Source organism: Streptomyces griseoaurantiacus (assembly GCF_036189845.1).
GTDB lineage: Bacteria > Actinomycetota > Actinomycetes > Streptomycetales > Streptomycetaceae > Streptomyces > Streptomyces griseoaurantiacus.
Map to the genome: position 1 here is coordinate 627,173 of NZ_CP108326.1, position 14,597 is coordinate 641,769.

Here is a 14,597-nt window from a genome sequence, read left to right on the forward strand (position 1 = left end):
GTTCGGGTGCCCACGACGGCATGCGCCGACCGCACGGCTGTGCTACGCAGGTGCCCCGTCGCGGACCCCGGAAACCGGTCCCCCCGCACGCGCCGGAACGGCCCCGCGGGCCGCCCCGCCGTGCCGCGGGGGGACGCTTTGTTGCCGCCCGGGCGAGTGGGTTAGCCTTCCGCGGATTTCTCTGGATTTCTCATGAGGCGGATCGCCGGTGCGGCGGGGACCTCGGGAGGCGGGCGGGCGATCCCCGGCCGCACCCCGCTGCGTTCGTACGCCGTGACCGGTGACTCCCGGAGCGGGACGAGGGTGGGCATGAGCAGGGCGACGGACGAGGCCGGGAGCCGGGGCTCGGGCGATCAGGAGCTGCGCCGGCTCCTCGCCGGGCTGACGGCGGTCCGGGACGGCGACTTCGGCACCCGGCTGCCGGACGACGGCGGAGGGCTCCTCGGAGAGATCGCCACGGTCTTCAACGGGATGGTGGACCAGCTCTCGCTGTTCACCTCCGAGGTGACCCGGGTGGCCCGCGAGGTGGGCACCGAGGGCACCCTTGGCGGCCAGGCGGAGGTGCCGGGCGTCTCGGGCACGTGGGCGGACCTGACCGACTCCGTGAACGCGATGGCCGGCAACCTGACGACCCAGGTCCGCGACATCGCCCAGGTCGCCACGGCCGTCGCCAAGGGCGACCTCTCGCAGAAGATCGACGTGCCGGCCCGCGGGGAGATCCTGGAGCTGAAGGAGACCGTCAACACGATGGTCGACCAGCTCTCCGCCTTCGCCGACGAGGTCACCCGCGTCGCCCGCGAGGTCGGCAGCGAGGGCCGGCTCGGCGGGCAGGCGCAGGTGCCCGGCGTCGGCGGGGTGTGGCGGGATCTGACCGACTCCGTCAACCACATGGCCGGCAACCTCACCTCCCAGGTGCGCTCCATCGCCCAGGTGACGACGGCGGTGGCGCGCGGCGACCTCTCGCAGAAGATCACCGTCGACGCCCGGGGCGAGATCCTGGAGCTGAAGAACACCATCAACACGATGGTCGACCAGCTCTCCGCCTTCGCCGACGAGGTCACCCGCGTCGCCCGCGAGGTCGGCACCGACGGCCGGCTCGGCGGCCAGGCGGACGTGAAGGACGTCCGGGGCACCTGGCGGGACCTCACCGACTCGGTGAACTCCATGGCCGGCAACCTCACCGACCAGGTGCGTTCCATCGCCCAGGTCGCCACGGCCGTCGCCAAGGGCGACCTCTCCCAGAAGATCACCGTCGACGCCCGGGGCGAGATCCTGGCCCTGAAGGACACCATCAACACGATGGTCGACCAGCTCTCCGCCTTCGCCGACGAGGTCACCCGCGTCGCCCGCGAGGTCGGCACGGCCGGCAACCTCGGCGGCCAGGCGCAGGTCCGAGGCGTGTCGGGCACCTGGAAGGACCTCACCGACAACGTCAACGTGATGGCCTCGAACCTCACGGGCCAGGTCCGCTCCATCGCCCAGGTGGCCACCGCGGTCGCCAAGGGCGACCTCTCCCAGAAGATCACCGTCGAGGCCAAGGGCGAGGTCGCGGCGCTCGCCGACACCATCAACACGATGGTGGACACGCTGTCCGCCTTCGCCGGCGAGGTCACCCGGGTGGCCCGCGAGGTCGGCACCGAGGGGCGCCTCGGCGGGCAGGCGCTGGTGCCGAACGTGGCCGGCACCTGGAAGGACCTCACCGACAACGTCAACTCCATGGCGAACAACCTGACCGGCCAGGTCCGCAACATCGCCCTGGTGACCACCGCGGTGGCCCGCGGCGACCTGACCCAGAAGATCGACGTCGACGCCCGGGGCGAGATCCTCGAACTGAAGACGACGATCAACACGATGGTCGACCAGCTCTCCTCCTTCGCCGCCGAGGTCACCCGCGTCGCCCGCGAGGTCGGCAGCGAGGGCCGGCTCGGCGGCCAGGCCGAGGTGGAGGGCGTCTCGGGCACCTGGAAGCGGCTCACCGAGAACGTCAACGAGCTGGCGGGCAACCTCACCCGCCAGGTGCGGGCCATCGCCGAGGTGACCAGCGCGGTCGCCGAGGGCGACCTGACCCGGTCGATCACCGTGGACGCCTCCGGCGAGGTCGCCGACCTCAAGGACAACATCAACTCGATGGTCGGCTCCCTGCGCGAGACCACCAGGGCCAACCAGGAGCAGGACTGGCTCAAGACCAACCTGGCCCGGATCTCGGGCCTGATGCAGGGCCACCGCGACCTCGCCGTCGTCGCCGAGCTGATCATGGACGAGCTGACCCCGCTGGTCTCCGCCCAGTACGGCGCCTTCTACCTCGTGGAGGAGACGGTCCGCGGCACCGAGCTGCGGCTGATCGGCTCCTACGGCTACCCGGCCGAGGACGAGCGCCCCGAGCGCATCCCCCTCGGCCGCTCCCTGGTCGGGCAGGCCGCGCGCAACCGGCGCGCCATCACCGTCGAGGAACTGCCCGCCGGGTACGTGACGATCTCCTCCGGGCTCGGGCGGACCGCGCCCACCGCGCTGCGCGTCCTGCCGATCGTGGTGGAGGACCAGGTGCTGGGCGTCATCGAGCTGGCCTCGGTGACCCGGTTCACCCAGATCCACGAGGACTTCCTCGACCAGTTGATGGAGACCATCGGCGTCAACGTCAACACGATCGTCGCCAACGCCCGCACCGACGAACTGCTCCTGGAGTCGCAGCGGCTCACCGCCGAACTGCAGGCCCGTTCCGAGGAGTTGCAGGTCCAGCAGGACGAACTGCAGCGCTCCAACGCGGAGCTGGAGGAGAAGGCCACGCTGCTGGCCGAGCAGAACCGGGACATCGAGACGAAGAACCTGGAGATCGAGCAGGCCCGGCAGGAGCTGGAGACCCGCGCGCAGGAGCTCTCCCTCGCCTCGAGGTACAAGTCGGAGTTCCTGGCCAACATGAGCCACGAGCTGCGCACCCCGCTCAACAGCCTGCTGATCCTCGCCCAGTTGCTGGCGCAGAACCCCTCGCACAACCTGACGCCGAAGCAGGTGGAGTACGCCGGCATCATCCACTCCGCCGGTTCGGACCTGCTCCAGCTCATCAACGACATCCTCGACCTGTCCAAGGTCGAGGCGGGCAAGATGGACATCAGCCCCGAGCGGGTGCCGCTGCGCCGGCTGCTCGACTACGTCGAGGCCACGTTCCGCCCGATGACGAGCCAGAAGAGCCTGGAGTTCGCCGTCTCCACCGCGCCCGGCGTGCCGGTGGACCTGCTGACCGACGACTCCCGGCTGCGGCAGGTGCTGCGCAACCTGCTGTCCAACGCGGTGAAGTTCACCGAGCGGGGCCGCGTGGAGCTCCTCATCGAACCCGCGCAGGCCCACGACGTCCCGGCCTCCGTGCACCGCGAGGGCGCCGTGGTGGCCTTCCACGTCAAGGACACCGGCATCGGCATCGCCGCGCACCAGCTGGAGACCATCTTCGGGGCGTTCCAGCAGGCGGACGGCACCACCAGCCGCAAGTACGGCGGCACGGGCCTCGGTCTGTCCATCACCCGGGAGATCGCCCATCTGCTGGGCGGCGCGGTGACGGTGGAGAGCACCCCGGGGCAGGGCAGCACCTTCACCCTGTATCTGCCGGTCGCCCGGGCGGACTTCGAGGAGCCGAACCGGGGGCCGCAGCCGGCGGCGCTGCCGGCCGGCTCCGGCGAGGAGTCCTCCGGGGCACTGCCCGCCCCGGTCGTCGCCACGTCCCCGGCCGCGCGGCGCAGGCGCCGGCTGCTCATCCTGGAGGAGCGGCCGCGCGGGTTGCTGACGCTGGTCGCCGAGAGCACCGTCGCCAACCTCTCGCGCGGCCACGGCGGCGCCGACCCGCGCGAGGTCATCGACATCATCACCACCGTCGACGCCCAGGAGGCGGCGGGCGCGCTGGCCGCCGAGCCCTACCACTGCGTGGTGCTGGACCTCGGCATGGGCGAGGACCAGGCGGCCCGCTTCCTGGACGCGCTCGACGGCGACCCGGCCCCGGCGTCCGTCCCGGTACTGGTCCACAACGGGCGGCGGGTCGACGTCGAGCGGGACCCGGTGCTGCGCGGGCGCACCGAGAGCGGCGCGCTGGAGATCCTCTCCAGCCTCGACGAGCTGCGCGAGCGCATCGCCCTGCACCTGTCGGCCGAGGAGCCGGGCGAGGTGCTGCCCCTGGTGCGCACGGAGAAGCCGCAGCCGGCGGCGCCGGTGGTGGACGGCTCCTTCGCCGGCCGCACGGTCCTCGTGGTGGACGACGACGCCCGCAACCTCTTCGCCCTCAGCGGCATCCTGGAGCTGCACGGCTTCCAGGTGCTGCACGCGGAGAACGGACGCAAGGGCGTGGACACCCTGCTCGCCCACCCGGAGGTGTGCCTGGTCCTGATGGACGTGATGATGCCGGAGATGGACGGCTACGCGGCCACGGCGGAGATCCGCGGGCTGCCGCGCTACGCCGATCTGCCGATCATCGCGGTCACGGCGAAGGCGATGCCCGGCGACCGGGAGAAGAGCCTGCTGTCCGGCGCGAGCGACTACGTGACCAAGCCGGTCGACGCGGGCGAGCTGATCGCCCGCGTCCGCCGCTGGCTGACCGGCTGAGGACCGGGTCGGTGCCCGCACCGCCCCCTCCCGCCGCACGGACCCCTCCGACCAGCCAGCCGAGGAGCACGACCCAGTGACCACACCCCACCGGCCCGACCGGTCCCCGCAGGAGGACCCGCCCGAGGGGCGGTTCCCTCCGGACCGCACGCCCGCGCTCGGCACCGGGGGCACTCCCCCCGCCGACGTCGCCACGGCTGGGGCCGTCGTGCCGGGCGCCGTGTCCCGCGTCCCGGCAGCGGCCCCCGCACCGTCCCCGCACGACGGCGCCACTGCGGACGGCGTCTCGGACGTCGGGGCGGCCGACCCGGCGAGCGGCTCCGCGCCGCCCGACGCGGAGCTCGCCGGGGAGACCGGCGGGGAGACCGCGCGGACCGCGGTGGGGCGGCTCGCGGCGACCGTGCGACGGCTGCGGCAGGAGGTGTGGGCCGCGCAGGCCGCCGCCGACGGGCGGGCCCTGCTCGACCTGGCCCGCGGCATCCTGATCGAGCGGCTCGGCCTCGGCCCCGTCGAGGCCGCCCGGCATCTGACCGCCCTCGCCGAGCAGGCCGGGGTGGAGCCCCTGGAACTGGCCGTCGACGTCATCAACCAGGCGGCCCGCGACCGGCTCTCCGAGGTCGCCGCGGAGTTCCTCGCCGAGGCGACCGAGGGCGGCCCCGGCATCCGGGGCGGCTCCCGCACCGCCTCCTCCGCGGTGGTCCGGCTGCGCACGGCGGAGAGCGGGGCGCTGGCCGCCGCCGACGCCCAGGCCGTCGCCGACTCCTTGCTGCAGCACGCCCTCGCCCCGCTGGGCGCCTGCACGGTGGCCGTGTGGGCGGCCCGCTCCGACGGCTCCCTCGCGCTGGCCGGCAGCGCCGGCTTCTCCGCCGCGGAGGCCGAACGCTGGTGCTACGTCCCGCCCGGCGTCGCCACCGTCGCCCGGCGTGCGCTCACCGAACGCGGCACCCGCTGGTACGCCTCGCTCGACGAGGCGGGCGTGCCCACGATCGGGCACACCGAGTTCCCCCACGGCGGCCGGGTCGCCGTGCCCGCCGGCACCGGCGGGCGGATCCACGGCGTCCTGGAGATCGGCTGGGCCTCACCGCTCGCCCCGCAGCCCCCGCGGATCGTGCGCCAGGTCGAGGCGCTGGCCGAGCTGTGCGCGCACACCCTGGAGACCCACACCGCGCCGGCCGTCGCCCCCGGCGAGCCGCACACCCGGCCCGGCGTCTCCGAACTCGTGCACCTCGCCGAGGGCCTGCACGACCCGGCGCTCGTGCTGGTGCCCTGTTCCGACGAGGACGGCCACCTCCTCGACTTCCGCATCCACTACGTCAACTCCCGCTTCCTGGACCCGGCGGGCCGGCCGCGCGGCGCCGTGAACGGGGCCCTGCTCCTGGAGGCCTACCCGATGGCCGCGGGACAGAGCGAGCTGTTCCAGCAGATCGAGCGGGTGTACGCCACCGGGGAGCCCTTCCGCGCGCAGCGGATGACGCTGACCGCGCTGGTGGAGCAGGTGCCGCTGTCCGCGGTGGCCGACGTCCACGTCAGCCGGCACGGCAGCAGCCTGCTGTTCATCTGGCGGATCGAGGACGAGACGGCCCGGCTCGCCAGCCTGCTCCAGCACGCCCAGCGGCTCGGCCGGATCGGCGGCTTCGAGGAGAACCTCCTCACCGACGGCGTCACCTGGAACAGTCAGCTGTACGCCCTGTTCGGCCGCCCCTCCCACAGTCTCCCGGTCCGGCTGCAGGACCTGCCCGCGCACGCCCACCCCGACGACGCCGTCGCCCTCGGCCGCTTCCTGCGGACGCTGCTGCACCACCGGCGGCCCGCCTCGGTCGCCTTCCGGCTGCAGCGCCCGGACGGGGTGACCCGGCACATGCGGGTGGTGGCCGAGCCGGTGCTGGACACCCACGACGGGCTGCTCGCGGTGCGCGGGGCCTACCAGGACATCTCCGCCCAGCACTGGACGGAGGTCGCGCTGGCCGCCACCCGCGACCAGCTCGCCCACACCGAGCAGGAGTCCGCCGAACGCAACCGGCTGGCACTGCAGTTGCAGCACGCGATCATGCCGCCCGCGCAGGCGCCGTTGGAGATCCCCCAGTTGCAGCTCGCCGTGCGCTACCGGCCGGCCGAGACCGAGCAGCTGGTCGGCGGCGACTGGTACGACGCGGTGGTGCTGCCGTCCGGGAAGGTACTGCTGTGCGTCGGCGACGTGGCGGGGCACGGCATCGACGCGGCCACCAGCATGGTCGTGCTGCGCAACGCGCTGCGGGGCCTCGCGGTCACCGGGGCCGGGCCGGCGCAGATACTGTCCTGGCTGAACATGGTCGCCCACCATCTGACCGGTGCCGTCACCGCCACCGCCGTGTGCGCACTGTACGACCCCCTCACCCGCTCCCTGCGCTGGGCCAGGGCAGGACATCTGCCGCCCGTGCTCGTGCGCGACGCGGAGGCCACCGCGCTGCCGCTCGTGCGAGGACTGCTGCTCGGCGCGGTGGCGGAGACGACGTACGAGGAGGCCGAGGTGCGGCTGGCCCCGGACGACACGCTGCTGATGTACACCGACGGTCTGATCGAGCGCCGCGACCTGCCGGTGGAGGAGTCGCTGGCGCATCTGCTGACCACGGCCGGCACGCCCGCCTCAGCCCTGCCGCAGCAGTTGGACCGGCTCCTCACGTACAGCAGGTCGGACACCGACGACGACACCTGCATCGTGGGCATACGTGTGCTCTGACCTGCGACGGAAGCCGGTTCGTGCAGGGGCGCGGAAAAGCTGGTGTGAAGATCGGGAAGCGGGGTACTGAAGCGTGGCCCCTGCCAACCCCAGTGAATGAGGGTGAATGAGATGACCGCCGTGGCCGCCCACGCCGCAGCCCCCACGAGGACGTACACGACGACGGTTCCGGAGGTCCCGGACGCCATCGCCGACCCGCAGAGCGTCAGCCCCAAGGACGCCCGGGAGCTCTCCCGGCACTTCTTCGCCCGGCTCGCCACGCTGGAGGAGGGCACGCCGGAGTACCAGTACGTGCGGAACACGCTGATCGAGATGAACCTCTCGCTCGTCCGGTACGCGGCCTCGCGGTTCCGCAGCAGGGGTGCGGACGAGATGGAGGACATCGTCCAGGTCGGCACGATCGGTCTGATCAAGGCGATCGACCGCTTCGAGCTGACCCGCGAGGTGGAGTTCACCTCCTTCGCCGTGCCGTACATCGTGGGCGAGATCAAGCGGTTCTTCCGCGACACGAGCTGGGCCGTGCACGTGCCGCGCCGGCTCCAGGAGGCGCGGGTCGAACTGGCCCGCGCGACGGAGGAGCTGAGCCGGCGTACCGGCAGACAGCCGACGGTGCGGGAGCTGTCCGCGCTGATGTCCCTGCCGGAGGAGGAGGTCATCGAGGCCCGCAAGGCCTCGAACGCCTACCGCAGTTCCTCGCTGGACGCCTCGCTGAGCGGGGACGGCGGACTCGACGGCGAGAGCGCGCTCGCGGACTTCATCGGAGTGGAGGAGCGCGGCCTGGAGCTGATCGAGGACCTGCACTCCCTGGCCCCGCTGGTCGCCGGTCTCCCGGAGCGCGACCGCACGATCCTGCATCTGCGGTTCGTCGAGGAACTCACCCAGGCCCAGATCGGTGAACGGCTCGGCATCTCCCAGATGCATGTTTCCCGCCTCCTGAACCGCATCGTCACGGGTCTCAGGGAAGGCCTCCTGGGCTCCCGCTGACGGGTTCCGCCGTCCCGTCCCACTGAACGGAGCGGGCGGGCCTTACGCGGGCGGCCGGGGCACGACTGCCGCCCCGGCCGCCCGCGTGAGGCCCGCCCGTACGAGGTCCGTCCGCGTGAGGTGCGTCCGGCCTCCTCGCCGCGCGTCACGCGCCCTCAGTGCTTGAACACGTCCTTCGCCTTCTCCTTGGCCTGACGTGCGTCCCCCTTCGCCTGCTCGGCGCGGCCCTCCGCCTCCATCCGCTCGTTGCCGACGGCGCGGCCCGCGGCCTCCTTGAGCTTGCCCTTGGCCTGCTCGCCCTTGCTCTTCGCCTTCTGGTCGTCCGCCACGGCGGTCCCCTTTCTCCAGGATTCCCGTCGGTTATCCCTCGGGTTCACCTCGTCCGTTCCGGTCCGGTAGGTGACTGCCGTACCGGACCCTTGCCTTCCGCCTGACCGCTCCGGGCGGCCGCAAACGCCCTGCACGCCCTCCGGTTTTCGGGCGGAAGAACATGTTTCGTCCCACCGGGCGGTGAAACCCGGGACCGTCGGCCGCACTCGGCAGGCGGCCCGGCATGCCTCCTCTCCCGCCGGGTAGACGGGCGGTGCCCGCCGCGGCCGGACGAGCCGGGGCGAGACGTTGATCACTGCGAAGGGGCGTGTCCGCGACGCATCGGACCGCCGTCCCGGGGCAGGCGGGTTGTCGTAGGAAGTGCTTCGTGGAGGACGATGTGTCGACTGAACAAGCCCCCCTTTCCATCGACGTGGCTCTGCCCCGGGACGATGCCGCGCTGGTCACCGTGAAGGGATTCCTCGACGTCGACACGGCGACGGAGTTGCACCATCACCTGGCCAACCAGGTTCACCACGGCCGGCGCCATCTGCTGCTGGACCTGTCCGCCGTGCCGTTCATGGACTCCTCCGGCATCAACATCATTCTCAAGGCGTACAAGGAGACGCGGCAGGTCGAGGGCAGTGTGCGCCTGATCGACCCGGCTCCCGCCGTCCAGCGCATCCTGGATCTGACCGGGGTGAGCCTGACCGTCCCGTCCACCAAGACCGCCGAGGAGGCGCTCGACGCGCTGGACAAGGCGGCCCCCGGCGGTACGAGCGCCGCCGGCGACTGACGGACCTCCCGGACCGCTACCGCGTTTCTTTCGGCCTCCGCCGGCAGGAGGTCCGCTTCGCTCTGCCGTCGTGCGGCCGCGGAGGAGGAGCGCGAACATGACGGAGCCGGGCATCGGCGCCAATCACCGCCGGTGCCCGGCTCCTCCGGTGCGGACCGGGTGCGGCGGTGAGGTCCGTGACGGTGCGTGGCGGAACGTCCGGATGTGCGAGCCCGGACGGACCGGATTGGCATGAGTAACCTCGGACGCCGACGGGCAGCCGTCGCTGAGGAGGTGAGAGGCCTGTCATGAAGGGAAACCGGAAGCGGTGACACCGCAGGCGAGGACAGGTGGGATGGCAACCGGACCGCGTTCGAACGACAGGCTTTCCACAGACATGGTCGACAACCTCACCGCCACTTTCGAGGGCGCGCTGCACGACGTGACGGACGCACGCTTCGCCGCGGAGGACTTCCTGCGCGCGCTGGCGGACGTCTCCCCGCCGGCCAGCCCGGAGTGCTGGAACGACATCCTGCTGGTGGTCAACGAACTGGCGGCCAACGCCGTCCAGTACGCGCCGGGCCCCTTCGAGTTGCGGATGCGCCCGACCTTCGACGGCGTCCACGTCACGCTCCACGACACCAACCCGACCCCGCCGGCCCCCCGTCCCTTCCACCCGAACACGGGCGGCGGCGGCATCGGCTGGCACCTCGTGCACACCCTGTGCCACCAGGTGAGCGTGGTGCCCCAGGCGGACGGCAAGGGCAAGGACGTGCACGTCTTCCTGCCGTGGTGACCGTCGGCGCGGACGTCGTGAAGCGGCCGGACGTCGTGAAGGGGGCGGACGTCGTGAAGCGGCCGCCGCCACCGTGGTCACGGTGGCGGCGGCCGCTCGTTCGTGTGTGTGCCGGCGCTTCCGGCGTTCCCTACTCCGCGGACGCGACCGGCAGACTCCGGTAGTACGCGTCGACGCGGTTCAGGTATGCGGGTTCGAGGGTCTCGCTGTCCGTGCGGAACACGGGCGCGGCCTTCACCTCGTCCTTGGTGCAGGCCAGGCTCACCTTGCGGGCCTCGGTGTCGATGGCGGTGACCAGGCCGGCCGGTATGAGCATGCTCTTGCCGAACACCCACACGCCGGTGTCCACGATCAGGTGCCGCATGCCGTCCCGCTCCACCTGCCGGTCCACGTGCCCGATGGTCCCGTCGCTCGCGGCGACGGCGTATCCCGTGAGCACCTGTCCCTCCGCGTGGCCGCTGTCCGGTGCGTACGCCCATGGTCTGTCGATGGTCATCGCGCGTCCCCCTTCTCGTCCGCGTGCTGCGTGCTGCTTGTCGTGCCGGTTCTCGTGCGGTGTGTTCCGCGTGTGACCGCGCGGGCGGCTCGGTCAGGCCGCCAGCCGGGTCTCGCGGGCGAGGCGCGCGGTGCGCCGGGCGCAGCAGGCCTCGGCGAGTGCCGCGTCGGCGGCCTCGATCGCCTCGCGTATCCCCTTGGTGCCGGTCTCCGCGCACAGATGGCGGGTGACCTCCCGCAGGGTTCTTCGTAGTTCCTGGGTGTCCCGTTCGGCGAGTGCGATGCGCACGGTCGCGTAACGGGTGAGGAGTTCACGCAGGCGCGTGGGGGTGGGCGTCATCTCGGCAGGGCTCCTTTACGGCTGTCCTGCTCCTATCCCGTTTTGGGCCGCGCACACCCCGTTCGGGCGGCCCCGGGGACAACTCAGGGTCTTTTCAGGGCTGTTCAGGGTCGGTCCGGTGACCTCAGGGTCGTTCCGGCGACTCAGGAGGCGGTCCGGTGCCCGGCGGAGCGCGGGATCTCGATCTCCGCGGTGACCTCCTTGCCCCGGCCCCTCGCCCGTTCGGCGACGGTCATGGCGCGGCTGACCGCCTGCACGATCTCCAGACCGTGCCCGCCGATCCGGCCGCCGTTGCGCGGCTGGGTCACCGGGGTCTCGGCCGAGGTGTCCCAGACGGCGACACGCACGGCGTGGCCGCCGGGCGGCATCTCCACCTGCAGTCCGCAGGCGCCCGGCGCGTGCCGGAGGGCGTTGGTGACCAGCTCGCTCACGACGAGCTGGACGTCCTCGCGGGTGCGGTCCGGCAGGGGTGCGTGTCCGTCGTCGACCTCGTGCAGGAGGGCGAGGGCGGCCTCCCGGGCTTGGGCGGCGGTCACCGAACCGGCCTCCCAGGTGACGCGCCGCAGTCGTGCCGTACGCATGCCCGGACCGGTTCCTGTCGACAAGTGCTGCCTCAATGGAATGGCCATACGCTCATAAGCCTTACGCGTTAGGGTTTGTTCGCTTCTGTCCCGATCGTTCTCCTTGCGACTACCCTTCGCCCCGAGGACTATGAGAGCCGACTTCCCGTTCATGTGCCCGAATCGGGCGGTACCCCCACACGTGCACCCACCGTGTCCCCGGTGTCGCTCACCGAAAGGGATTTGGCTCCGGATCCGTGGCCAACGGTGGTCCGCGTCGGCTAGATTCGAGCCCCGCCGGTCCCCTGGTGATCGGCGCTGGCACAAGCAAGCACGTCGGGGGGCGGCGCATGCACAATTCCGGGCTCGCTCCATTGGACGCCCCCGTCATGACCGGTGGTCTCGCCGACACCGTCTTCGAGCTGGCCGAGCGCGATCCCGGTCGGCCGCAGCTCGCCCGTCGCGCGCCGGACGCCCCCGGCGGGTGGGTCCACGTCAGCGCGGCCGAGCTGCGCGAGCAGGTGGTCGACGTGGCGCGCGGACTGGTCGCCTGCGGGATCTCCCCGGGCAACCGCATCGCCATCATGGCCCGCACCCGGTACGAGTGGACGGTCCTGAGCTGCGCGCTGTGGGCCCTGGGCGCCGAGGTCGTGCCCCTCTACCCGACCTCCTCGCACGAGCAGGTCGAGTGGATCCTGCGGGACGCCGACTGCGTGGGCGTGGTGGTCGAGGACGAGCAGGGCATCATGACCGTCGGCTCGGTCTGCGCCCGGCTCCCCCGGCTGCGGCACGTGTGGCAGCTCGACGCGGGCGGCCTCGAGCAGCTGGTGGAACGCGGCCGCCCGGTGCCGACGGCGACGGTCGACTCGCTGCGCCGGATCGTGCTGCCCGACTCCACCGCCGTCGTCGCCTACACCTCCGGCACCAGCGGCCGGCCCCGGGGCTGCGCGCTCAGCCACCGCAGCCTGGCGAGCCCCTGCGACACCCTGCTGACGGGCTGGAGCGGCCTCGCGGCCCCGCCCGGGGAGCAGCCGGCCGTGCTGGTGTTCCTGCCCTTCTCCCACGTCTACGGGCTGATGATCCAGGGGCTGTGCCTGCGCGGCGGTTTCCTGATGGCCCACGAGCCCGATCTGCGCTCGGACACCCTCGCCGCCGCCCTCGTCTCCTTCCGCCCCACCTATCTGCACGGGGTGCCCTCGGTCTTCGAGCGGGTCTACAAGAGCTTCCTGACCTCCGCCGAGCGGGCCGGCCGGGGCGCACTGTTCGAGCGAGCGGCGCGCACCGCCCGGGACCACGCGGAGGCGATGGAGCGGCAGCGCCTCGGCACCGGTTCCGGTCCGGGACTCGAACTGCGGCTCCAGCACGCGCTGTACGAGAAGGGCGTCTACCGCAAGCTCCGGGAGTCGCTCGGCGGCCGGCTGTCCGGCGCGGTCTCCGGCGGCTCCTCCCTCAACCGCGAACTCGCCCTGTTCTTCGCGGGCATCGGCATCGTCGTGCACGACGGCTACGGGCTGACGGAGACCAGCGGCGGCGTCACGATGCAGCCGCTGGGCCGGGAGAAGTTCGGCACGGTGGGCAGACCGCTGCCCGGCGTCGACCTCCACGTGGCCCAGGACGGCGAGATCCTGGTCCGCGGACCCTCCCTGTTCCAGGGGTACATCGGTGACGAGGCCGGCACCGCGGAGGTGCTCCAGGAGGGCTGGCTGGCCACCGGCGACCTCGGCCGGCTGGACTCCGAGGGCTATCTGACCCTCACCGGCCGCAAGAAGGACATCATCGTCACCAGCGGCGGCAAGAGCGTGGCCCCGGCCGCCCTGGAGGAGCGGTTGCGCATGCATCCGCTGATCCACCAGGCCGTGGTGGTCGGCGACGACCGCCCCTGCGTGGGCGCGCTGATCACGCTGGACCCGGAGTACCTCCCCCACTGGCGCGCGGCGCTGGCCGGCCAGAGCGAGGGCCAGGGCCGCGAGGCGCGCGAGGAGAACGCGCTGCGGCAGGAGGTGACCCGGGCCGTCGCCGCGGCCAACAGCACGGTCTCGCGCTCGGAGTCCATCCGGGTCTTCCGCGTCCTCCCCGAGCCCTTCGACCAGGCGAACGGCCTCCTCACCCCGTCCCTGAAACTGCGCAGGGACGAGATCACCCGCCGCTACGCCGCCGAGATCGAGGCCATGTACCAGTCCACGCGTGAGTCCCCCGCGCGCCCGCGCGGCGCGGCCCCCGCCCTGGAAGCGGCGGCCGGCTGGGAGGAGTCGGAGGAGGACGTCTTCCGCCGGGTGCGCTGAGCCGGGCGTGCTGAGCCGGGCGTGCGGCCGCCGCCCCCGCGTCCCCTCGCGCGCGGAAGCGACGGCCGCCGGGCCGCACCCGTCAGTGACCGGGCCAGCCGTCCAGGTGCCGGTGGACGGTCACCCTGGGCCGCTCCTTGCCCTTGGGCGCGTGCGCCACGGCGTCCTTGAGCACCGTGTCCACCTCGGCGGCGAGCAGGTCCGCCTGTGACTTCACCTCGGTGGCGGGCGCGGTGGACCGGGTCAGTTCGTCCAGGCGCCGGTGGATGTCGGCGAGTTTGCGCCGCGCCTCGCCGTCCAGCCGGAAGGGGCGCGGGGTGGAGACCACGAACTGGTAGGCGCCGGCCAGGGTCTGGCAGCCGTCGCAGTGCTTGTTGACGGCGTCGCCCTTGTTGACCGCCTTGAGCCGGGTGTGCTCCCCGGCCATGGTGACGATCTGGAACGACAGCGCGACCGAGCGGCAGTGGTCGTCGACCGAGCAGCCGAGCCCCACGGCGTTCGCCTGGTTGCGTACGGTCGCGGCGTCCACCGTGCCGAACTGCCGCACGGTGAAGGAGTCGCGGACCTGGGTGTGGTGCACGAAGTCGGCCCGGCTGAACGTCTGGTCGGCGGCGACCGCGGTGTGCCGCGGCACACCGGTGGCGGCCTGCGCGGGCACGGCCGAGGCGATCCCCGCCGCCCCGGCGGCCAACAGGCCGATCCGCACGGCCCGTTGACCGAGTACGGAGCCGCTTCGGGGTTTGCGATGCTGATTCACGT

The 14,597-nt window shown here is 72.4% G+C and carries 11 protein-coding genes; 6 read left to right on the plus strand and 5 right to left on the minus strand.

The genetic code is table 11. The features are described 5' to 3' along the window. Positions 1-309: 309 nt before the first annotated feature. The 3 genes from OHB09_RS02880 to OHB09_RS02890 all read left to right on the plus strand — a co-directional run bounded on the left by OHB09_RS02880 (position 310) and on the right by OHB09_RS02890 (position 8,281). A complete protein-coding gene (locus tag OHB09_RS02880; protein WP_328921565.1) occupies positions 310-4,581 on the plus strand; it encodes a HAMP domain-containing protein in 4,272 nt (1,423 codons plus the stop codon). A gap of 208 nt (positions 4,582-4,789) precedes the next feature. Next, entirely contained in the window at positions 4,790-7,297 is a 2,508-nt protein-coding gene (locus OHB09_RS02885; protein ID WP_374192365.1) for a SpoIIE family protein phosphatase, read from the plus strand. A 111-nt stretch (positions 7,298-7,408) separates the two neighbouring features. Further along, on the plus strand, positions 7,409-8,281 hold the full coding sequence (locus OHB09_RS02890) for an RNA polymerase sigma factor SigF (RefSeq protein ID WP_078630925.1): 873 nt from the start codon (positions 7,409-7,411) through the stop codon (positions 8,279-8,281). 155 nt (positions 8,282-8,436) lie between these two features. Here OHB09_RS02890 and OHB09_RS02895 read toward each other — a convergent pair whose 3' ends face one another. After that, positions 8,437-8,610 carry a CsbD family protein gene (locus OHB09_RS02895; protein ID WP_006140351.1) on the minus strand — a complete coding sequence of 58 codons (174 nt, stop codon included), beginning with the start codon at positions 8,608-8,610 and terminating at the stop codon, positions 8,437-8,439. Between the two features lie 380 nt (positions 8,611-8,990). Between OHB09_RS02895 and OHB09_RS02900 the strand changes: the two genes are divergently transcribed. Beyond that, complete coding sequence (locus tag OHB09_RS02900; RefSeq protein WP_191854666.1) at positions 8,991-9,386, plus strand: STAS domain-containing protein; 396 nt, start codon at positions 8,991-8,993, stop codon at positions 9,384-9,386. A gap of 334 nt (positions 9,387-9,720) precedes the next feature. Continuing rightward, the gene (locus OHB09_RS02905; RefSeq protein WP_191854667.1) at positions 9,721-10,161 is read left to right on the plus strand and encodes an ATP-binding protein; all 441 of its coding nucleotides are present in this window, start codon (positions 9,721-9,723) and stop codon (positions 10,159-10,161) included. Positions 10,162-10,291: 130 nt separating this feature from the next. Here OHB09_RS02905 and OHB09_RS02910 read toward each other — a convergent pair whose 3' ends face one another. From OHB09_RS02910 to OHB09_RS02920, 3 genes are all read right to left on the minus strand, one after another. Continuing rightward, entirely contained in the window at positions 10,292-10,657 is a 366-nt protein-coding gene (locus OHB09_RS02910) for a hypothetical protein (protein ID WP_040895283.1), read from the minus strand. A gap of 93 nt (positions 10,658-10,750) precedes the next feature. Next, complete coding sequence (locus tag OHB09_RS02915) at positions 10,751-10,996, minus strand: DUF5133 domain-containing protein (protein ID WP_167795965.1); 246 nt, start codon at positions 10,994-10,996, stop codon at positions 10,751-10,753. A gap of 143 nt (positions 10,997-11,139) precedes the next feature. Beyond that, complete coding sequence (locus tag OHB09_RS02920; RefSeq protein ID WP_328921566.1) at positions 11,140-11,577, minus strand: ATP-binding protein; 438 nt, start codon at positions 11,575-11,577, stop codon at positions 11,140-11,142. 329 nt (positions 11,578-11,906) lie between these two features. On the opposite strand from OHB09_RS02920, the gene OHB09_RS02925 reads away from it, so the two are divergent. Then, a complete protein-coding gene (locus tag OHB09_RS02925) occupies positions 11,907-13,838 on the plus strand; it encodes an AMP-dependent synthetase/ligase (RefSeq protein ID WP_401123510.1) in 1,932 nt (643 codons plus the stop codon). Between the two features lie 82 nt (positions 13,839-13,920). On the opposite strand, the gene OHB09_RS02930 is transcribed toward OHB09_RS02925, so the two are convergent. Further along, a complete protein-coding gene (locus OHB09_RS02930) occupies positions 13,921-14,595 on the minus strand; it encodes a hypothetical protein (protein ID WP_006140344.1) in 675 nt (224 codons plus the stop codon). Positions 14,596-14,597 lie beyond the last annotated feature (2 nt).